The following is a 19,964-nucleotide window of genomic DNA, read 5'->3' on the forward strand; positions in this document are numbered from 1 at the left end:
CGGACCGGACGTCCCGCCGTTCAAGGCCGGGTACCGCTGCGAGGACGGGCACTAGGGCACGTGCACCTTCGGGATGTGCCGGGTGCCGATCCGCTTGCGGAACACCCAGTACGTCCAGCCCTGGTAGACCAGCACGGCCGGGGTGCCGAACGCGGCCACCCACGTCATCACGGTCAGCGTGTACGGGCTCGACGCGGTGTTCGCCACCGTCAACGTGTACGCGGGGTCCAGGGTGGACGGCAGGACGTTCGGGTAGAGCGCGCCGAACAGCGCCACCACCGCGCCCGCCACCGCGACGCCCATCAGCGCGAACGCCTGGCCCTCGCGCCGCAGGTACAGCCGCGCCACCGCCCCGGACGCGGCCAGCGCCACACCGATCGACGCCGCGCAGGTCCACACCGTGCCGAACCGGACCTGCACCACCAGCAGCAGGACCACCAGCGGCAGCAACGCCACCGGCGCGATCCGAAGCGCGATCGCGCGGGCCCGTTCCCGCACCTCGCCCTCGGTCTTGAGGGTCAGGAACACCGCACCGTGCACGAGGGCGTACCCGGCGACCGCCAGGGCACCCAGCACGGTCTCCCAGGTGATCGCGGCGAACGGCGAGCCCACCCGGTCGCCGGCGGCGTCCAGCGGCAGGCCGAACACGCTGGCCGACAGCACCAGGCCGACGCCCAGCGGAGCGATCCACGAGCCGGCGAAGATCACCCGGTCCCAGTTCTTCCGCCAGCGCGCCGAGTCGACCTTGCCGCGGTACTCGAACGCCACCCCGCGCCCGATCAGCGCCAGCAGGAACAGCACCAGCGGGAGGTAGGTCGCGCTGAACAGCGAGGCGTACCAGCCGGGGAACGCGGCGAACGTCGCGCCGCCCGCCACCAGCAACCACACCTCGTTGCCGTCCCAGACCGGACCGATCGTGTTGATCAGCACCCGGCGCTCGGTCTCGTCCCGGCCGAGCACCGGCAGCAGCATGCCGACGCCGAAGTCGAAGCCCTCCAGGAACAGGTAGCCCAGCCACAGCAGGGCGATCACGCAGAACCAGAACGTCTCCACGGCTCCCCCTCAGTACGCGAACGACAGGACGTCGTCGTCGCTCTTCTCGTCCGGCTGGTCGGGTTTCCCGTCCGGCAGCACGCCCGCGACCCCGCCGCGCACGTACTTGCGGATCAGGAACACCTCGACGCAGGCCAGCACGCCGTAGACCGTCGTCAGCGCGATCAACGAGGTCAGCACCTCGCCGACGGTCGAGTTCGAGACCGCCCGCGCGGTGAACATCCACACGCCGTCCACGCCGCTCGGGTTCGGCACCACCACGAACGGCTGGCGGCCCATCTCGGTGAAGATCCAGCCGAAGCTGTTGCCCAGGAACGGCGTCGCGATGCCACCCAGCGCCAGCCACGCGAACCAGCGCCCGCCCGGCGTGCGACCGCCCCGGGTCAGCCACAGCACCAGCAGGCCGACGCCCGCGCCGATCGCGCCGAACCCGATCATCAGCCGGAAGCCCCAGTAGGTGACCACCAGGTTGGGCACGTAGTCGATCGGCTCGCCCGACAGCTCGCCCAACCGCTCGTCCACCGGGTAGTTGGTCCCGTACTTCTCCCGGTACTGCGGGAGGAGGTCCTCGACACCCTGGACCTCGGTGGTGAAGTCGTTGTGCGCCAGGAACGACAACAGCGCGGGCACGGTGATGCTCTTGACGTTCTCGCAGTCCGGCCGGGTCACGTCGCCGACCGCGAACACCGAGAACGAGGCCGGCGACTCGGTGTGGCACAGGGCCTCGGCGGCGGCCATCTTCATCGGCTGCTGCTCGAACATCAGCTTGCCCTGGAAGTCGCCGCTGACCGCCAGCCCGGCGAACGCCACCACGCCGACCCACGTGCCGAGCTTCACCGACGACCGCCACACCGGCCCGTCGGCCGACCTGCGCCACAGGTGCCACGCGGCGATGCCGACCAGGAACGCGCCGGCCACCGCGAACGCGCCGAAGACCGTGTGCGGGAAGGCCGCGAGCACGGTGTTGTTGCCCAGCACCGCCCAGATCGAGGTCAGCCGGGCCCGGCCGTCGACCAGCTCCGCGCCCACCGGGTGCTGCATCCACGAGTTCGCGGCCAGGATGAAGTAGGCCGAGGCGATCGAGGCCAGCGAGAACGCCCACACGCAGGCGAGGTGCGCCCGGCGCGGCAGGCGGTCCCAGCCGAAGATCCACAGGCCGAGGAACGTCGACTCGACGAAGAACGCGACCAGGCCCTCCATCGCCAGCGGCGCGCCGAACACGTCGCCGACGAACCGCGAGTAGGCGCTCCAGGTCATGCCGAACTGGAACTCCTGCACGATGCCGGTCACCACGCCCATGGCGAAGTTGATCAGCAGCAGCTTGCCCCAGAACTTGGTCATCGCGAGGTACTTGCGGTCCCCCGTGCGCACCCAGGCCGTCTGCATCCCGGCGACCAGCAGCGACAGGCCGATCGTCAACGGCACCATCAGGAAGTGGTAGACGGTGGTGATGCCGAACTGCCACCGCGCCAGGTCGAGAACGTCCACGGCACGACGGTAGGTCGGCAGGCGGCTCCCGCTCAGGTACGACGGTCCCGTGCGGACCGGGACCAAGGTCCCCCGGGTGCGGTCGGCGTCACGTCGACCTGCGCGGATGCGTGGACTACGCTGGGTGGTGCCAGAGGGGAGTAGTTCCCGCGACCGCGTCTGCGCCGAGCGGTCCGGCGAGGTGATCGACATACTGGTCCGTCTTCGAACGGATCCGGTCCCTCACCCGTCTTCACGACGGGCGAACGAGACCTCCGGCCGGGCAGTGCACCACGCCCGGTCGGGGTCGTGCTGCCTCCGTCCGGGTCCCACCGGACGTGGAGGTACTCGTGGCACCGGAACTCCTCGCGCTCGCTACGGCGTTCGGCGTCATCTTCCTCGCCGAACTGCCGGACAAGACGATGGTCGCCACCCTCGTGCTCACCACCCGGTACCGGGCCTGGCCCGTGTTCGTCGGGGTCACCGCCGCGTTCGCCGTCCAGTGCGTGGTGGCGGCGACGTTCGGCGGTGTGCTGACGCTGCTGCCGGACCGGCTGGTGGCCGGCGTGGTGGCGGCGCTGTTCGGCATCGGCGCGTTCCTGCTGCTCAAGGAGAGCTTCGCCGGCGACGACGACGAGTCGGCCGAGTCCGGCAACGGCGGGTCGGTGACGTTCTGGCGCGCGGCGCTGACGTCGTTCGGCGTGCTGTTCGCGGCGGAGTGGGGCGACGCCTCGCAGCTCGCCACGGCGGCGCTGTCGGCGCGCTACGGCGCTCCGGTGTTCGTGGGGGTGGGCGCGTTCCTGGCGCTGGTCGTGGTGGCGGGGATCGCGGTGCTCGTCGGGCGCAAGATCGCCGGGCGCATCCCGACCCACCTGATCCAGCGGGTCAGCGGGTCGATCTTCGCGGTGTTCGCCGTGGTCGCGGCGTGGCAGGCGATCGCCGGCTGAGCGGAGCGGCCCGCCGCACCACCGGCCGGTCGTCCACCGGCCGGTCGTCCACCAGTCCGGCGGTCCTGCGGGCACCACGGCCCCCGAGGCCGTCCGGCGGACGGCGCGGCCGTCACCGCAGCGCTTCCGCGACCTCCTGGGCCGCGCGCACCACCTGGGGCCCCACGACGTCCCCGTCCAGCTTCTCCAGGGCCACCACGCCGACGCTGGCCCGCAGGCCGGGCACCCCGCGCACCGGCGCGGCCACCCCGAACGCGCCGGGCTGCAACTCGCCGGTGGAGTGGACCCACGGCCGACCCTCCACCGACAGCCCGATCGCCTTGCCCGCCGCGCCCCGGTGCACGGGGTGGCGGGAGCCGACCCGGTAGGCCACGTGGTAGGCCGTCCAGGACGGCTCGACCACCGCGACCGCCTGGGCCTCGGTCCCGTCCGCCACCGTCAGGTGGGAGGTGGCACCCACGTGCTCGGCCAGCGTCCGCAGGGCGGGCTGGGCCGCCAGCCGCAACTGCGGCAGCACGTTGGACGCCAACCGCAGCACGCCCAGCCCGAGCCGCACCTTCGAGCCCTCGCGCCGCACCAGCCCGCGCGACTGGAGCGGCACCAGCAGCCGGTACACCGCCGCGCGGGACGCGCCGATGGCGGCGGCCAGCTCGCTGATCGAGGGGGCTTCCGACTCGGCGTCGGCCACCGCCTGGAGCAGGGCCAGGCCCCGCTCCAGGGTCAACGAACTCTCCTTGGACCCGGCGGGCACCGGTAGTCGGCCGCGCGGGTCGGGTCTGACCACCGGACGCCCCTACCTTTCCGTGTCGGCGGGCGCGATCGTGCCGACCACCTCGGCCAGACCGACCAGCGAGCCGTGTTCGCCGGGGGCGGTCGCGGTGATCCGCACCGTGTCGCCGTCCTCCAGGAACGTCCGGCCGCCGTCGACGTCGACCTGCTCCTGCCCGCCCCAGCTCAGCTCCAGGAAGGAGCCGCGCTCGTCACGGGAGGGACCGGAGACGGTGCCCGACGCGATCAAGTCGCCCGGCCGAACGGTAGCGCCGTTCGCCGACAGGTGCGCGAGCTGCTGCGCGAACGTCCACGACATCTCGCGGAACGGCGGCTTCGAGACCAGCGTCCCGTTCCACTCGACCTCCAGCCGGACGTCCAGCCCCCACGGGCGCTCTTCGGCCAGGTAGGGCAGCACGTCGTTGCCCAGCGGCGGCGGCGTCACGCGGGCGACCGCGAACGCCTCCAGCGGCGTGATCCACGCCGAGACGGACGTCGCGAACGACTTGCCCAGGAACGGGCCGAGCGGCTGGTACTCCCACGCCTGGATGTCGCGGGCGGACCAGTCGTTGACCAGGGCCACGCCGAACACGTGGTCGACGGCCTGCGACGGCGTCAACCGCGACGCCACCGGCCCGCCGCACACGAACCCGACCTCGGCTTCGATGTCGAGCCGCTGGGACGGTCCGAACACCGGCCCCTCGGGCGTCTTGCGCTGCCCGTGCGGGCGCACGACCGGCGTGCCGGAGACGACGACCGTCCCGGCCCGCCCGTGGTAGCCGATGGGGATGTGCGTCCAGTTCGGCAGCAGCGCGTCACCGTCGGGCCGGAAGATCCGGCCGACGTTCTCGGCGTGGTGCCGCGACGAGTAGAAGTCGACGTAGTCGGCGACCTGGAACGGCAGGACCTCGCCGCCCAGGGCCGCCAGGACGGCCCCACGCGGCGCTGAGGCGGCCGTGACGAGTTCCAGGAGCCGCGCCCGCAGTTCGCTCCACGCGGGCCGCCCCGCCGCCAGCAGCGGGGTCAGATCGCCCGCCGACACCAGCGGGGCCAGCACCCCGAAGCGGTCGGCGATGGGCCGCAGGGGCAACGCCTGGTCGCCCACGCGCACGGCGATGCCGTCATCGCCCAGCACGCCGTAAGGCAGGGTCTGCGGCCCGAAGGGCGCGTCGGCGACGAACGCCGGGTCTTCGATCCAGGTCACAAGAGGCCCAGTTCTTCGAGGTCGGTGATGGGCTCGGCGAGGGAGCACGAGCCGTAGGAGGCGAATACCCCGCGCACGGCGTGCGCGGCCTGGTCGGACAGCCCGCCGGCCTCCGCCGCGAGCGCCCCGGCGTCCGACGACGACAGGGCTTCCCGGACGTCACCGCCCGACAGTGCGCGCGCGGTCGCGACGAGCAGGTTCAGGAACCCGTGGTGGGTGAACCCGGTCTTCTCGTCGGTGTACCGGACGGCGTGGTGCAGCCCGGCGGTGGCCTTGAACGCGACGCCGCCCGCCGCGACCACCGACAGGAAGTCGGCGACCTCGTCCACGCCGGGGAAGTTCTCCCGGGAGAGACCTCCGCAGCGCAGCTTGGGCCAGCTCCCGTGCTCGATGACGCGGCGCACGCCGTCGAGCCACTCGGGGGCACCCCGGCGGGGTTCCACCACGCGGATCACGTCCTCCGGGACGAACTCGGAGACGCGTTCCAGCCACACCTCGTCCACGTCGGACGGGGCGGGCATCTCGACCATGCGCAGCGCGAGGAGCTCGCTGCGCGATTCGACGATCGACACGGCCTTGGGCACGCCGCCCAACCCGGTGTCGATGATCAAGGACAGGGCGACGGGTTTCACCGGCTTGACCTTGATCAGTTCGGTGATCAGCTCGGCCAGACGAGACGCGGGACACAGGAAAAGTCCCACCGCGCCTGCCCATTCGCCGACTCGCGCGTCGAGGTGACCGCGGACGGCGTCGGGCATGGTCGCGTTGCCCGGCGGGAACAGCGCGGCGTCGTCGACGAGCCGCGCGAGCAGGGGCGGAGTGCCGCGTGGACCGGGCGCACGGAGTTCGAAGGCGCTTGACACGGCTGACACGCTAGTGGCGTACCGGTCAATGAACAAAGATGTCCGACTATCGAACGCCCGGAGTGAACGATGGCGTACTACCGCCAGGTGGGTGAGATCCCCCGAAAGCGCCACACGCAGTTCCGCACACCGGAGGGCGGGCTGTACGCGGAAGAGCTGATGGGCGTCGAGGGATTCTCGGCCGACTCGGCCTTGCTCTACCACCGCCACCTGCCGACGGCGATCGTGAACGCGGAGACCGTCGAGGAGCACCGGGGCCCGCTCGCGCCGAACCTGCCGCTGAAGCCGCGCGCGTTCAAAACCCAGGATCTGACCTGGTCGGGGGACGTGGACGCGGTCACCGGCCGACGTCGTCTGTTCGGCAACGCGGACGTGACGATCGGCTTCGTCACCGCGAACGCCCCGAGCCCGCTGTACCGCAACGCGGCCGGCGACGAGCTCCTGTACGTCCAGTCCGGCGACGGCGTCGTCGAGACCATCTACGGCGCTCTCGCGGTGGGCGAGGGCGATTACGTCGTGTTGCCGACGTCGTGCACGTACCGCGTGGTGCCCGACAGCCCGATGAACATCCTCGTGCTGGAGGCGACCGGTCACATCGGACCGCCGAAGCGCTACCTGTCGGCCAAGGGGCAGTTCCTGGAGCACTCGCCGTACTGCGAGCGCGACCTCCGCGGCCCGGTCGAGCCGCTCCTGGTCGACGGCGAGGACGTCGAGGTGATCGTGCGCCACCGTGCGGGCCTCACGAAGTTCACCTACGCGAACCACCCGTTCGACGTCGTGGGGTGGGACGGCTGCCTGTACCCGTGGGTGTTCCACATCCGCGACTTCGAGCCGATCACGGGCCGCGTGCACCAGCCGCCGCCCGTGCACCAGACGTTCGAGGGCCCGAACTTCGTGGTGTGCTCGTTCATGCCGCGCAAGGTCGACTACCACCCCCTCGCGGTCCCCGTGCCGTACAACCACGCGAACGTCGACTCGGACGAGCTGATGTTCTACGTCGGCGGCAACTACGAGGCCCGCAAGGGCTCCGGCATCGGCGTCGGCTCGCTGTCGCTGCACCCCTCGGGCTGCACGCACGGCCCGCAGCCGGGCGCGGTGGAGGCGTCGCTGGGCGCGGACTTCTTCGACGAGACCGCCGTCATGGTCGACACGTTCCGGCCGCTGGAGCTCGGCGAGGCGGCGCTGGCCGCCGAGGACCCGGGGTACGCCTGGACGTGGGCCCGCCGGGGGCCCGACCTGGGGTGATCGTCTTTTTGTCGGTGGTCGCCGCTACCTTCGGCGGTCATGGACGCACAAGCGGTTCTGGCCCTGGCACCCGACGGCCAGGTGGCCAGCAGCGCCACCCGGCTGGCCGGGTCGTCGGGCTGGTCCGGGTCGGGTCGCAGCGCCGAGGCGCTGTGGGGGCTGTGCAAGGGCAGCGGCCGGACGCCCTACCGGGTGTGCGTCGACCTGTCCGACCGGGCCGCGAAGTGCTCGTGCCCGTCCCGGAAGTTCCCCTGCAAGCACGGCCTCGCGCTGCAACTGCGGCACGCCCGCGAACCGCTGGCGGTCGGTGACGCGCCGGACTGGGTGGTGGAGTGGCTGGACCGGCGGCAGCAGGTCGCCGCGCCGGTCGACACCTCGCCCGAGGCCGAGGAGCGCCGGGCCCGCGCGAAGGAGAAGACCGCGCGCAACCGGGCCGAGGCGGTGCGCGGCGGCGTGGCCGGGCTGGCCGACTGGCTGACCGACGTGGTCGGCGCGGGCATCGCCGGCCTGCCCGCGCGGGACGCGGCCTGGTGGCACGCGATCGGCGCGCGGATGGTGGACGCGCAGGCGAAGGGCCTGGCCACCGCGCTGGAGGAGGTCCGCTCGGTGGTCGCGGCGGGTCACCCGACCTGGGCGCACGAGGCGGCGGACCGGCTGGGCGGGCTGCACCTGCTGGTGCGGCTGGCCGACGCGGACCACGACGTGGTGCGCCGCCGGCTGGGCTTCTCGGTCGCCGAGGAGGAGGTGCGGGCCGGCGCGGCGTGGTCCGACCGCTGGCTGCCGCTGCTGAAGCTGGAGACCGACGACGGCCTGGTGCGCTCGATCCGGCAGTGGCTGTGGGGTCGCGAGCACGGCTGGGTGGTCGCCGTCCGGCACGCGGGCGGCGGCCCGCGCCCGCTCCCGCCGCTGGCGCACGGCGTCGAGGTGCGGGGCGTGCTGCACCCGTACCCGGCGGGCGGGCTGGGCGGTCCGGCCACGCCCCGGGTCGCGGTGGGCGACGTGGTGGGCGAGGAGGCGGCGGGCCCGCTGACCGCGCCGCCGGGCTGGCGGGAGGCGCTGGCGGACCTGGCGGACGGCCTGGCGGCCGATCCGTGGCTCCGGCTGCACCCGCTGGGCTGCGCGGGGGTCCGGCTGACGGCCGACACGCGGCATCTGCTCGACGCGGCGGGCCGTGGCCTGCCGGTGCGCGACGACCCGGCGCTGGACCAGGCGGTGGCGCTGACGGCGGGCGAGCCGTTCGACGCGTGGGGCCTGTGGAACGGCCGAGAGCTGCGCCTGGGCGCGGTGGCCGAACCCGGCCGCGCGCCGGAGGTCGTCGGATGAACCGCACCACGACCCCGGGCTTCCCGGACCCGACGACCGCACCCCGCGCCACCGACCCGACCGGCCGCGCACCGCACCCCGGCGAGCGGGGGCCGCGCGCGGGAGCCCGCTCCCGCCCGACCGCACCCCGGCGGCCGGACCGGATCACCGCCGAGCGGCCGGGTCCCGGGGTCCGCTCCCCCGCCGATCCCCGCCGCCGCGCGCGGCGGTCGAGCGCGCGGGCCGGGTCCGGCCACGCGCCGGAGGTCGTCCGATGAGCCTGGAAGCCGAGTGGGACGACACCGTGCAGGCGCTGCTGGTCGGCGCGCACCGGGCCGGCGTGGAGCCGGCCGAGCTGCTCGACCGCTGTGCCGCGCTGGGCGTGGCGGCGCACGCGGCCCGGTTGCCGGCCGTGCTCGACGTGCCGCCGCTGGCCGCCGCGCCCGCGTCCGCCGACCGGCGCGCCGACCGGGCGGCGCGGTCCGTGCTGGCGCAGGTCCTCGCCCTGGACGACCAGATCCTGCTCACCGAGTGGTGCGGTCTGGCCGCCGCGCGCGGGATCGTGGCGCACCCCCGTGAGCTGCCCGCGCTGCTCGGCCTGGCCACCGCCCACCCCGGTCTGCGCCAGGCGGTCGGCAAGGTGCTCGGCGGGCGCGGGCGGTGGCTGGCCACCGTGCGCCCGGCCTGGGCGTGGGCCGTCGACGGGTCGGCCGACGGGATCGACCTGGAGTCGGCGCTGGACCTGCCCGGCACCGCCCGGACCTCGGCGCTGCGCCGGGCCCGCGCCGCCGATCCGGCCGGCACCCGGGAGTTCCTGACCGCGCAGTTCGCCGTGCAGCGCCGGGCGACGGACCGGCAGGCCCTGGTCGCCGCGCTGGAGACCGGCCTGTCGGCGGCGGACGAGCCGCTGCTGGAGCGGGCGCTGGACGACCGCGCGATCGGCGTGCACGACGAGGCGCTCCGGCTGCTGCGCGGCCTCCCCGGTTCCCGGCTGGCCGAGCGGGTCGCGGAACGCCTGCACCGCGGCCTGTGGTTGACCGCGGACGGGTTCGACGTGCAGGGCGACGAGCTGTGGGCGGACCGCGAGCCGGAGCCGGAGGAGGCCCGCGACCTGCTGCGGGACGGTTCGGAAACGGGCGTCGCGGGCCGGTTGCGGGGTGCCGCGGCGAGCGTGCCGCCGGCGCACTGGACGAACCGGCTGGGCACCGACGACGCGGGTGCCGCCGCCGAGCTGGAACGCGGCCCGTGGGCGGCGGCGCTGCTGCGCGGCGTGGCCCAGCGGCTGCGGCTCGCGGTGGACGCCGGCCCGTGGTCGGTCGCCGCGACCCGGACGCTGACCGGCATGGAGCAACTGGAGATGCTGGCGACGCTGCCCGCCGAACTGGCCGCCCGGACCATCGCCGAGGTGTCCCGGAACTGGAACTACGACCTGCTGGACCACGCCTGCTCGCAACTGCCCGCGCCGTGGTCGCCGGCCGCGACCGAAGACCTGCTGGCGCGCTACGCCGACCTGCGCGACCCGCGCTGGCGGGCGGGCCGCCCGCCGGCCGTGCTGCTCACCCGGGGCGACGCCGAGGTGCTCGGCGCGCACTGGGCCCGGATCACCGCGCGGTGGCCCGAGCAGACCGCCGACCTCGACGTGCTCCGCCTGCGGATGCAGCTCCGCGACGCCTTCGCCACCCCACCGGAAGGACTCTCCCCGTGACCACCGAAACCGTGCTGCGCCCGTCCGCGGAGCAGCAGTACGCCGCCGAGCTCGACGCCCTGGCGCGCACGGACGACCGGGCCCGCCCGCCGCGCTGGCGGATGTCGCCGCAGGCCGTCGTGCGGTACGTGCTGGGCGGCACGCTGTCGGACGGGACGGTGATCAGCCCGAAGTACGTCGGTGACCGCCGGTTGGTGGAGATCGCCGTGGGCACCCTGGTGACGGACCGGGCGCTGCTGCTGGTGGGCGTGCCGGGCACCGCGAAGTCGTGGCTGTCCGAGCACATCGCGGCGGCGGTGAGCGGCGATTCGACCCGGGTCGTGCAGGGCACGGCGGGCACCGGGGAGGACTCGGTCCGCTACGGCTGGAACTACGCCCGGCTGATCGCCGAGGGGCCGAGCGAGGCGGCGATCGTGCCGAGCCCGGTGATGTCGGCGATGCGCGAGGGCGCGGTGGCCCGGATCGAGGAGCTCAGCCGGATGCCCGCCGAGGTGCAGGACTCGTTCATCACCATCCTGTCGGAGAAGTCGCTCCCGGTGCCGGAGCTCGGCATCCAGGTCCAGGCCGTGCCCGGCTTCACGGTGATCGCGACCGCGAACGACCGCGACCGGGGCGTGAACCAGATGTCGTCGGCCCTGGCCCGCCGCTTCAACACCGTCGTGCTGCCGCCGCCCGCCACCGAGGACGACGAGGTGCGGATCGTGTCCGCCCGCGCGGCGCAGCTCGGGCGGGCGCTGGAGCTGCCGGCCGAACCGCCCGCGCTGGAGGAGGTGCGCCGGGTGGTCCGGATCTTCCGCGAGCTGCGCAACGGGTCCACTGTGGACGGTCGCACCCAGCTCAAGAAGCCCAGCGGCAGCCTGTCCACCGCCGAGGCGATCTCGGTGATCACCAGCGGCATGGCCCTGGCCGGCCACTTCGGCGACGGCACGATCACCGCCGACGAGCTGGCGTCGGGCCTGCTGGGCGCGGTGGTGAAGGACCGCGTCTCGGACACCGCCGCGTGGCGGGAGTACCTGGAGGCCGTGGTCAAGGAGCGCGCCGAGTGGCGCGACCTCTACCGAGCGTGCCAGGACCGCTGATGGCCCGTGGACTCCCGGACCGGGTGACCCTGCTCGGCATCCGCCACCACGGCCCCGGCTCGGCCCGCATGGTCGAGGCGGCGCTGGAGCGCACGACACCCGAGCTGGTCCTGATCGAGGGCCCGCCGGAGGGTGACGCGCTGCTCAGGCACCTGCCGGACCTGGTGCCGCCGGTCGCCCTGCTGCTGCACGACGAGGCCGAGCCGTCGAGCGCCGCGTTCTGGCCGTTCGCCGAGTTCTCCCCGGAGTGGCGGGCCGTGGTGTGGGCCCACGCGAACGACGTGGAGGTCCGCTTCTTCGACCTCCCGGCCGCCGCGTCCCTGGCCGACACCCCCACCCCGCCCGACGCCCCGGCGGCCGACCCACCACCCTCCACCGACCCGCCCGCGACCACCCCGACCGCCCTCGACCCGTTGGGCGTGCTCGCCGAGGCGGCGGGCTTCGACGACCCGGAACGCTGGTGGGAGGACGTGGTCGAGCACCACACCGACCCGGCGGACCTGGCCGAGGCGGTGACCGAGGCGATGACCGCGCTGCGCGAGGAGTTCGCCGACGAGGTCGACGCCCGGACCCTGCGCCGGGAGGCGGCGATGCGGCAGAACCTGCGCCGGGCGCTGAAGGACACCGAGGGCGGCATCGCCGTCGTGTGCGGCGCGTGGCACGTCCCCGCGCTGACCGGGCTCCCTCCCGCGACCGCCGACGCGGCCGTCCTGAAGGGCCTGCCGCGCAAGAAGGTCTCCGGCACGTGGGTCCCGTGGAGCCACGGGAAGCTGGCCACCGCGTCCGGCTACGGCGCGGGCATCGACTCACCGGGGTGGTACGCCCACCTGTGGGAGTGCGCCCCGAAGGGCGACACGATCGCGCGCTGGTTCTCCCGCGCCAGTGCCGTCCTGCGCGCCGAAGACCTCCCCGCCTCGACGGCGAGCGCCGTGGAGGCGGTCCGGTTGGCCGACACGCTGGCGGCCATGCGGGGTCGTCCGTCACCGGGCCTGTCGGAGGTCCTGGAGGCCGCGAGAGCCGTGCTCTGCCACGGCGAACAGGTGCCGCTGGACCTGGTGCACGCCAGGCTGGTCGTCGGCGAGCGACTCGGCGAGGTGGGCGAGGACGTCCCGACCTCGCCGCTGGCGGCGGACCTGAACCGGCTGACCAGACGCCTGCGCCTGCCGTTCAACGCGACCCCGGGACCGATCCGCCTCGACCTGCGCAAGGACACCGACCGGGAACGCTCGAAACTGCTGCGCAGGCTGGAGGTCCTCGGCGTCCCGTGGGGCAGCCCGGACACCACCCGGACGCTGGGCACGTTCGCCGAGGCGTGGCAACTGCACTGGAAGCCGGAGTTCGCGGTCGCCCTGGCGACCGCGGCCCGCCACGGCACCACCGTGGAGGCGGCGGCCCGGCAGGTGCTCACCCGGCGCGCGGCGGGGACCACCCGGGTCGTCGACGCCGCCGACACCCTCGGCCAGGCCGTCGGCTGCGAGATCGACGGCGCGGTGACAGCCGCCCGGACGGCCCTGGACCGCTGCGCGGCAGCCGCGACCGACGCCCTGGAACTGCTGGCGGCCCTGCCGGGCCTGGCCACCACGGTCCGCTACGGCTCGGTGCGCGGCACCGATCCCGAGCTCCTGCGGGTGGCGCTGCACGGCCTGCTGACCCGAGGCGCGGTCGGCCTGCCGCTGGCGTGCCGCTCGGTGGACGACGACACGGCGGAACGCGCCGTGACGGCGGTGGACGGAGCCGACGACGCCGTGCGGCTGGCCGCCGACGAGGACCACCGGGTGACCTGGCGGCGCGCGCTGGAAGCCCTGGTGGCCATGCCCGAGGCGCACGGCCTGCCCACCGGCCGGGCGACCAGGCTCCTGTGGGAGGCGGGCGCTCTGGACTCGGACGCGGTGGCCGCGCGCCTGCACCGGGCGGTCTCGCTGACAGCGGGCGCGACGGCCTTCGTCGCGGGCTTCCTGCGCGGTTCGGCGGCCCTGCTCACCGCCGACCCGAGGCTGTTCGGCGTGGTGGACGAGTGGCTGTCCGGCCTGGCCGGTGCCGACTTCGAGGCGGCGCTCCCCCTGCTGCGCCGGGCCATCACCGACTTCACCCCCGCCGAGCGCCGCATGCTGGGCGACCGGGTCAAGGGCACCACCACGACCACCAGCGGCAGCGCGGACTGGGACGAAGCCCTGGCCACCAGGCTCGCCACCCACATCCGGTCCCTCCTCGCCGCCCCGTGACCGACGAGGACAGGCCCCACCCACCGCCGAACCACCACCACCCGTCGAACCACCGCCAACCGGGGCCACCGGCCCGACGCGCCGAGGAGTCCGCATGACCGACGAACGCCTGCGCCGCTGGCGACTGCTGCTCGGCGGGGCGGCCGGCGAGCTGTCCGCCCTCGCCGAAGACGACCGCCGCCGCGACTCGGCCCTGACCGGCCTCTACGGCGGCGGGGGTGGGGACGCCCCGGATGCCGACGGCAAGCGCAGCGCGGGGCTCGGCGGGTCGTCCCCGGTCCTGCACCGGTGGTTGGGCGACATCCGCACGTACTTCCCGTCCTCCGTCGTCCAGGTCATGCAGCGCGACGCCGTCGACCGCCTCGGGCTGCGCCAGCTCCTCCTCGAACCCGAACTGCTGTCCGCCGTGGAGCCGGACGTGAACCTGGTGGGCACGCTCCTCTCGCTGTCCTCCGCGATCCCGTCCCGCACCCGGGAGACCGCCCGCGCCGTGGTCCGCAAGGTCGTGGAGGAGATCGAACGCCGTCTCGCGGACCGCCTGCTGGCCGCCGTCCACGGCGCGATCGACCACTCCAAACGCACGAGCCGCCCGCGCCTGGCCGACGTCGACTGGTCGCGCACGATCCGCGCCAACCTCAAGCACTACCAACTGGAACAGCGCACGGTGGTGGTCCAGACCCTGGTCGGCAACACCCGCCGGAGCCGGTCGTCGGCGCTCAAGGACGTGATCCTGCTGGTGGACCAGTCGGGCTCGATGGCCGAGTCCGTCGTCTACTCGGCGGTGATGGGCGCGAGCCTGGCCTCGCTCAAGGCGGTGGACACGAAGCTGGTCGTGTTCGACACCGAGGTGGTCGACCTGACCGAGGAGCTCAAGGACCCGGTCGACCTGCTGTTCGCCACGCAGCTCGGCGGTGGCACGGACATCAACCGGGCGGTCGCGTACGGGCAGTCGCTGGTCCGCCGGCCGAGCGACACGGTCATGGTCCTGATCAGCGACCTCTACGAGGGCGGCGTGGCGCGCGAGCTGCAACGCCGGGTCCGCGAGCTGGTGCGGAGCGGGGTCACGGTCGTGGTGCTGCTGGCGTTGTCGGACAGCGGGACCCCCGCCTACGACCACGAGTTGGCGGCGAAATTGTCCGACCTCGGCGCGCCCTCGTTCGCCTGCACGCCGGACCGCTTCCCGGACCTGCTGGCGACGGCGCTGCGCAAGGAGGACGTGGCGGCCTGGGCGGAGCGGAACGACATCCCGGTCGGCCGCTGAACCCCCGGTGGGCTAGCGGATCACGACGCGGCCGAGGGTCACGAACGGCGTGCCGCGAGTCAGCACGGCGGTGCGACCGCGCTCATCGGGGCCGGCGATCCACAGCCGGCCGGTGCGCCGCACCTGTTCCCGCACCCGCTCGGGCATTTCCGGCAGCCGGAGGAACGTCCGGTCCGACCCGGCGGTCTCCAGGTACGCCTGCCGGCCGACGCGGGCGCGTCCGGGCACGAACGACACCGCCTGCTGGTGCCACGGGAACGCGTCCACGAGCCGCCGCATCACCCGCCGGCTGAAGAAGTGCCGCAGCCCCGGCACCGCGAACTCGACGCACAGCGGGATCAGCACCAGCACCCACCGCGACCCGATCCACACCGACACCAGCCACAGCGCGAGGAACGACAGCAGCGACAGCGCGACGAAACCGACCGCACGGCGATCCGCCCGGGTCAGGCACCGCCGCGTCCACTCCTCGCCCACCACCACTCCCACGAAACCAGATAATGTCCCCACCGACCGGTGTAGCCGGAAAAATGATCATCAAAACGCGTGGAGACATAGCTCTCAGCAACCCGCCGCACCCGACCGCCGGCCCGTGCGGTGCCGCACCCGGCGGGGTCAGCGCCGCCGCACGCGGGCCGGGAACAGGCGGGGCACGCCCCGGAAGGTGAGCACCGTGTTCCCCTCCCGGTCGGGCGCGACGAGCCACGCCCGCCGGTGCCGGCCGATCCGCCCGCGCACCACCGGTCCGGCGCTCACGTCCAGCACGAGCGACCGCTCGCCGTGCACGACGAGCAGCCCGTTGCGCCAGTGCACCCGCGCGTACCGCCACTCGCGGTCGGCCGGCAGGCGCGCCGACGGCCGTCGCCGGGTGGCCGCGACCACCACCACCAGCACCGCGAACCCGAGCAGCACCACCGGCAGGTCGGACCGCACGTCCGCGACGAGCACCAGCGCCAACTGCCCGCCGAACGCGAGCACGCCGAGGACGACCCACGCGAACGCCCGTCGACTTGCGATCTCCAGGCAGTGCCGGGTCCACTGGTCATCGAGCGCCGCCCCCTCGGTGGACGGCTCCTTCGGCACGACCAACGACCACCTCCGCCAAGGCGGTGCCCAGGCTAGGGCCACCACCCCCGCCGCGTCAGCGGGCAACCACGAAGTGATCCGCCGATAGTGGGACTACCGCGCACGGCCGCCTCCAAGTTAGGCTGCCCTAAGTTGGGAGGTGAGCGGTGACCGAGAACCGTCGACCGCCCGCCCCGCACCCGGCGGAGCGCGCGCGCACCATCGCCGCCCGGGGTGGGCGCGCGGCCCTGTTGCCGTCGGACGGCACGGAGAACCGGGTGGCCCCGGTGCTGCACCACGTGCACGCCTGCGGCGACGCCACGCTCCTGCTGCCGGACGAGCACCCGCTCACCAGGGCGGCGCGCGGCACCGAGATCACCGCGATGCTGGAGATCGCCGACCACGCGGCCGTGCAGTTGCGGGAGCCGGTGCGCGGCCTGCTGTGGATCACCGGCTGGCTGCGCGCGCTCGACCCGCAGGAGGCGCGCGCCGCGTGCCTCGCCGTGGCCGACGAACGCCCGGACCCGCGCCTGCTCGACGTCGGCCACGGCGCGTCCGTGCTCCGGCTGAGCCCGGCGTCGCTGGTCGTGGCGGACGCGGAGGGCACGACGTCGCTGCGCCCCGACTTGTTCGCGCAGGCCGACCCCGACCCGTTCCACCAGCAGGAGGACCACTGGCTGCGGCACCTGGAGCTGTCGCACCGGGACGTCGTGAGCCTGCTCGCCGGGCACCTGCCCGAGCAGTTGCGCGGCGGTCACGTCCGCCCGCTCGGCCTGGACCGGTTCGGGCTGCGGCTGCGGGTGGAGACCTCCGAGGAGGACCACGACATCCGGATCGCGTTCTCCCGGCCGGTGTCGACGGCGGGCGAACTGGCGGTGGAGCTGCGCAGGCTGATGGGCTGCCCGTTCCTGGCGCAGCGGGGCTAACCTGCGCAGGTGATCGAGGAGCACCCCGCGACCCACCCCGCCGACCACCGCGCGTACCGGATCGAGATCGTCCTGGTGTTCGCGGTGACGCTGGGCCTCTCGGGGTTGCGCAGCCTGGTCAGGCTCGTGGACAGCCTGCTCCAGACGACGCCGTTGAACCAGCAGTCGGTGGCGGTCAACGCGCCGCAGGCCCGGTTCGGGCTGCTGGACCTCGTCGCGCAGTTGCTCTACTTCGGCCAACTGGCCGCGTGGGGCGGGCTCGGCCTCTACCTGCTGTGGCGCGGCGGCACGAAGCTCAAGGTGCTGGGCCTGGACCGCACCCGGATCGGCCCGGACGCCCTGGGCAGCCTCGGCCTGGCGGCGGTCATCGGCATCCCCGGCCTCGTCCTGTACTTCGCGGCGTGGAAGCTTGGTCTGAACCTCGCCGTGCAACCGTCCACCCTGGACGACTCGTGGTGGATGAGCGGCGCGCTGGTGCTGTCCGCGTTCGGCAACGCCTGGGCCGAGGAGGTCCTGGTCGTCGGTTTCCTGATCACCCGGCTCAAGCAGCTCGGTTGGCGCGACGGCACGGCGCTGCTGGCCAGTTCGGTCCTGCGCGGCAGCTACCACCTGTACCAGGGCTTCGGCGGGTTCGTCGGGAACGTGGTGATGGGCCTGGTGTTCGGCCGGGTCTGGCAGCGCACGAACCGGCTGTGGGTCCTGATCCTCGCGCACACCCTGCTCGACGTGGTCGCCTTTCTCGGCTACACCTTGTTGCGCGGCAAGGTCTCCTGGCTCCCCTAGGCACACCGGCCTCGCGGCGCGCCCCGGCACGACCGGCGGGGTGACGCGCGCTCGGGGAGCCCCCTTGCCGGCACGGCCGAACTCCGGCAGACGAGGGGACGATCCGAAGTGTCGACACCGCACCACCGCGTTCTGGCGCTGGCCGCCGGCCTCGCCGTGACGAGCACCCTGCTCCTCGCGCCGACCGCGCTCGCCGAGACCACGACGACCGGCCCGACCGGTATCAGGATCGACCTGCCCGCGCTCAGCGGGCGGTACCCGGTCGGCACCACCGACCTGCACCTGGTGGACCACGCCCGGCAGGACCCGTGGCGGCCCGCCGACGAGCGCGAGCTGATGATCACCGTCACCTACCCGGCGCAGCGCACCGGGCAGCGCGCCGACTGGATGACGCCGGGCGTGGCACGCGCGGTCGGCGAGGTCGCGACCAGCCCGTACCTGCTCGACGTGCCCGCCGACACCGTCGACTGGAGCGGCTCCAAGAGGCGGGCGCGCACCGGCGCGACCGCCGAGCGCACGCGCGGCGACTGGCCCGTGGTGCTGTTCTCCCACGGGTTCGGCAGCACCAAGGAGCTCAACGCGGGCCTGACCGACGACCTGGCGAGCCGGGGTTACGTCGTGGCGTCCCTCTCGCACACCGGCGAGGCGGCGGCCGTGGAGTTCCCGGACGGCCGGGTCGTCCCGGGCACCGTCGACCAGGAGGACGCGCCGTCCCGCAAGGCGGCGATCGACGCCCGCGTCGCCGACAGCCGGTTCGTGCTCGACCAGCTCACCAGGCTGGACCGGGGCGACAACCCGGACGCCGAGCGGGACCCGCTGCCGCGCGGCCTGGCCGGTTCGCTGGACCTGTCGAAGGTCGGCATCTACGGCCACTCCTACGGCGGCTACACCGCCGGCGAGACGATGTACCACGACCGCCGGTTCGACGCGGGCATCAACATCGACGGCGCGATGGGCTGGGGAGAGGACGGCGAGGTCGTCGAGCACGGCCTGAACCGGCCCTTCCTGCTGGTGGGCGGTGACTTCCTGGACCCGGCGACGGGCCGGGTGGTCGAGCACTCGCACGTCGACACCGCCCTGGACCCGACGTGGGCGGCGTTCTGGCCGAAGCAGCGGGGCTGGAAGCGGGACCTGCACTTCGACCGGAGCACCCACTACAGCTTCACCGACCTCCAGATCGTCGCGCCGCAGCTCGCCCGGGTGCTCAAGCCCGGCAAGAAGGAGGAGCTGGTCGGCGCGATCGACGCCACCCGGTCGCTCGACGCGCAGCACGAGTACTTCGGCGGGTTCTTCGACCACCACCTCAAGCGCCGCGAGGGCCGGCTGTTCGGCCCGGCCGGCCCGGCGCGCCACCCCGACACGAGGTTCATCGCCTGACCTGCGGTCCGCCTAGGGTGGACCCATGTTGACTCTCGCCGACGAGCTGGCCCTGCTGGCCTACGACGACGACGGCTCGTGCCGGCTGGGCCAGCCCTCCCTGGGCTACGGCCTGGCCGGCGCGGTGCTGGTGGAGCTGGCCGTCGCGGGGCGCGTCGACGTGGTGGACAAGCGGGTCGCGGCGCTGAGCACGGCACCCCTGGGCCACCCGGTCCTGGACGCGGCGCTGAGCACCATCGCCGACGACAAGCTGCGCAAGCCCAAGGAGTGGGTGGAGAAGCTCGCCAAGGGCCTCACCGACGACGTGCTGGACGGGCTGGCCGACCAGGAGGTGCTGCGCCGTCAGCAGGACAAGGTGCTGTGGGTGTTCCCGCGCACCAGGTTCCCCTCGCCCGGCGGGGTGGAGCCGCCGGTGGAGACCGAGGTGCGCCGCCGGCTCGCGGCGGCGATCGGGTCCGACGGCCCGGTGGACCCGCGCACGGCGGCGCTGTGCTCGATCATCAAGGCCGTCCAGTTCGACCGGAAGGTCTTCGCCGCCCAGCCCCGGGACCGGGTGAAGGCGCGGCTGAAGGAGATCTCCGGGGGCGAGTGGGCGGCGGACGCCATCCGCAAGGCCGTCGAGGAGGTCCAGGCGGCCCTCACCGCCGTGATGGTCGCGGTGATCATCCCGTCGACCATGACCTGACCGGTCCCCCGG

Annotated in this window: 19 protein-coding genes; 12 read left to right on the plus strand and 7 right to left on the minus strand. The window is 73.9% G+C overall.

Annotation, left to right across the window (positions count from 1 at the left end; translation table 11 throughout):
* Nucleotides 1-51: 51 nt before the first annotated feature.
* Entirely contained in the window at nucleotides 52-1,053 is a 1,002-nt protein-coding gene (gene cydB, locus AB0G01_RS03600) for a cytochrome d ubiquinol oxidase subunit II (RefSeq protein WP_360939262.1), read from the minus strand.
* Nucleotides 1,054-1,062: 9 nt separating this feature from the next.
* On the minus strand, nucleotides 1,063-2,541 hold the full coding sequence (locus AB0G01_RS03605) for a cytochrome ubiquinol oxidase subunit I (protein ID WP_360939264.1): 1,479 nt from the start codon (nucleotides 2,539-2,541) through the stop codon (nucleotides 1,063-1,065).
* A gap of 329 nt (nucleotides 2,542-2,870) precedes the next feature.
* On the opposite strand from AB0G01_RS03605, the gene AB0G01_RS03610 reads away from it, so the two are divergent.
* Nucleotides 2,871-3,467, plus strand: a complete 597-nt coding sequence (locus AB0G01_RS03610) for a TMEM165/GDT1 family protein (protein WP_360939266.1) — start codon at nucleotides 2,871-2,873, stop codon at nucleotides 3,465-3,467.
* Between the two features lie 112 nt (nucleotides 3,468-3,579).
* Here AB0G01_RS03610 and AB0G01_RS03615 read toward each other — a convergent pair whose 3' ends face one another.
* The 3 genes from AB0G01_RS03615 to AB0G01_RS03625 are packed head-to-tail and all read right to left on the minus strand — an operon-like array spanning nucleotide 3,580 to nucleotide 6,302.
* Nucleotides 3,580-4,251: a helix-turn-helix domain-containing protein gene (locus AB0G01_RS03615; RefSeq protein ID WP_360939268.1), complete on the minus strand. Its 672-nt coding sequence runs from the start codon at nucleotides 4,249-4,251 to the stop codon at nucleotides 3,580-3,582.
* A gap of 9 nt (nucleotides 4,252-4,260) precedes the next feature.
* A complete protein-coding gene (locus AB0G01_RS03620; RefSeq protein WP_360939270.1) occupies nucleotides 4,261-5,439 on the minus strand; it encodes a fumarylacetoacetate hydrolase family protein in 1,179 nt (392 codons plus the stop codon).
* Nucleotides 5,436-6,302: a hypothetical protein gene (locus AB0G01_RS03625; protein ID WP_360939272.1), complete on the minus strand. Its 867-nt coding sequence runs from the start codon at nucleotides 6,300-6,302 to the stop codon at nucleotides 5,436-5,438. The genes AB0G01_RS03620 and AB0G01_RS03625 overlap by 4 nt, the downstream gene beginning before the upstream one ends.
* Before the next feature lie 69 nt (nucleotides 6,303-6,371).
* Here AB0G01_RS03625 and AB0G01_RS03630 point away from each other — a divergent pair, with 69 nt between their 5' ends.
* The 7 genes from AB0G01_RS03630 to AB0G01_RS03660 all read left to right on the plus strand — a co-directional run bounded on the left by AB0G01_RS03630 (nucleotide 6,372) and on the right by AB0G01_RS03660 (nucleotide 15,116).
* Entirely contained in the window at nucleotides 6,372-7,547 is a 1,176-nt protein-coding gene (locus AB0G01_RS03630) for a homogentisate 1,2-dioxygenase (protein ID WP_360939274.1), read from the plus strand.
* A 39-nt stretch (nucleotides 7,548-7,586) separates the two neighbouring features.
* Nucleotides 7,587-8,870, plus strand: a complete 1,284-nt coding sequence (locus AB0G01_RS03635) for an SWIM zinc finger family protein (RefSeq protein ID WP_360939276.1) — start codon at nucleotides 7,587-7,589, stop codon at nucleotides 8,868-8,870.
* Nucleotides 8,867-9,127: a hypothetical protein gene (locus AB0G01_RS03640; RefSeq protein ID WP_360939278.1), complete on the plus strand. Its 261-nt coding sequence runs from the start codon at nucleotides 8,867-8,869 to the stop codon at nucleotides 9,125-9,127. The genes AB0G01_RS03635 and AB0G01_RS03640 overlap by 4 nt, the downstream gene beginning before the upstream one ends.
* Nucleotides 9,124-10,554 (plus strand): DUF5691 domain-containing protein, encoded by a 1,431-nt coding sequence (locus AB0G01_RS03645; protein WP_360939280.1) that lies wholly within the window; start codon nucleotides 9,124-9,126, stop codon nucleotides 10,552-10,554. Before AB0G01_RS03640 ends, AB0G01_RS03645 begins: the two co-directional genes overlap by 4 nt.
* Nucleotides 10,551-11,633, plus strand: a complete 1,083-nt coding sequence (locus AB0G01_RS03650; protein ID WP_360939282.1) for an AAA family ATPase — start codon at nucleotides 10,551-10,553, stop codon at nucleotides 11,631-11,633. Before AB0G01_RS03645 ends, AB0G01_RS03650 begins: the two co-directional genes overlap by 4 nt.
* Complete coding sequence (locus AB0G01_RS03655; protein ID WP_360939284.1) at nucleotides 11,633-13,855, plus strand: DUF5682 family protein; 2,223 nt, start codon at nucleotides 11,633-11,635, stop codon at nucleotides 13,853-13,855. Before AB0G01_RS03650 ends, AB0G01_RS03655 begins: the two co-directional genes overlap by 1 nt.
* Nucleotides 13,856-13,949: 94 nt before the next feature.
* A complete protein-coding gene (locus AB0G01_RS03660) occupies nucleotides 13,950-15,116 on the plus strand; it encodes a VWA domain-containing protein (protein ID WP_360939286.1) in 1,167 nt (388 codons plus the stop codon).
* Between the two features lie 12 nt (nucleotides 15,117-15,128).
* On the opposite strand, the gene AB0G01_RS03665 is transcribed toward AB0G01_RS03660, so the two are convergent.
* Nucleotides 15,129-15,605 carry a hypothetical protein gene (locus AB0G01_RS03665; protein WP_360939288.1) on the minus strand — a complete coding sequence of 159 codons (477 nt, stop codon included), beginning with the start codon at nucleotides 15,603-15,605 and terminating at the stop codon, nucleotides 15,129-15,131.
* Between the two features lie 126 nt (nucleotides 15,606-15,731).
* Complete coding sequence (locus AB0G01_RS03670; RefSeq protein ID WP_360939290.1) at nucleotides 15,732-16,199, minus strand: hypothetical protein; 468 nt, start codon at nucleotides 16,197-16,199, stop codon at nucleotides 15,732-15,734.
* A 149-nt stretch (nucleotides 16,200-16,348) separates the two neighbouring features.
* On the opposite strand from AB0G01_RS03670, the gene AB0G01_RS03675 reads away from it, so the two are divergent.
* The 4 genes from AB0G01_RS03675 (at nucleotide 16,349) to AB0G01_RS03690 (ending at nucleotide 19,952) form a co-directional block, all read left to right on the plus strand.
* Nucleotides 16,349-17,107 carry a DUF2470 domain-containing protein gene (locus AB0G01_RS03675; protein WP_360939292.1) on the plus strand — a complete coding sequence of 253 codons (759 nt, stop codon included), beginning with the start codon at nucleotides 16,349-16,351 and terminating at the stop codon, nucleotides 17,105-17,107.
* A gap of 9 nt (nucleotides 17,108-17,116) precedes the next feature.
* Complete coding sequence (locus AB0G01_RS03680) at nucleotides 17,117-17,890, plus strand: type II CAAX endopeptidase family protein (protein ID WP_360939294.1); 774 nt, start codon at nucleotides 17,117-17,119, stop codon at nucleotides 17,888-17,890.
* Between the two features lie 108 nt (nucleotides 17,891-17,998).
* Nucleotides 17,999-19,267 (plus strand): prolyl oligopeptidase family serine peptidase, encoded by a 1,269-nt coding sequence (locus AB0G01_RS03685; protein WP_360939296.1) that lies wholly within the window; start codon nucleotides 17,999-18,001, stop codon nucleotides 19,265-19,267.
* 25 nt (nucleotides 19,268-19,292) lie between these two features.
* On the plus strand, nucleotides 19,293-19,952 hold the full coding sequence (locus AB0G01_RS03690) for a GPP34 family phosphoprotein (RefSeq protein ID WP_360939298.1): 660 nt from the start codon (nucleotides 19,293-19,295) through the stop codon (nucleotides 19,950-19,952).
* Nucleotides 19,953-19,964 lie beyond the last annotated feature (12 nt).

Source organism: Actinosynnema sp. NPDC023587 (assembly GCF_040640215.1).
In the GTDB taxonomy this organism is placed as follows: Bacteria; Actinomycetota; Actinomycetes; order Mycobacteriales; family Pseudonocardiaceae; genus Actinosynnema.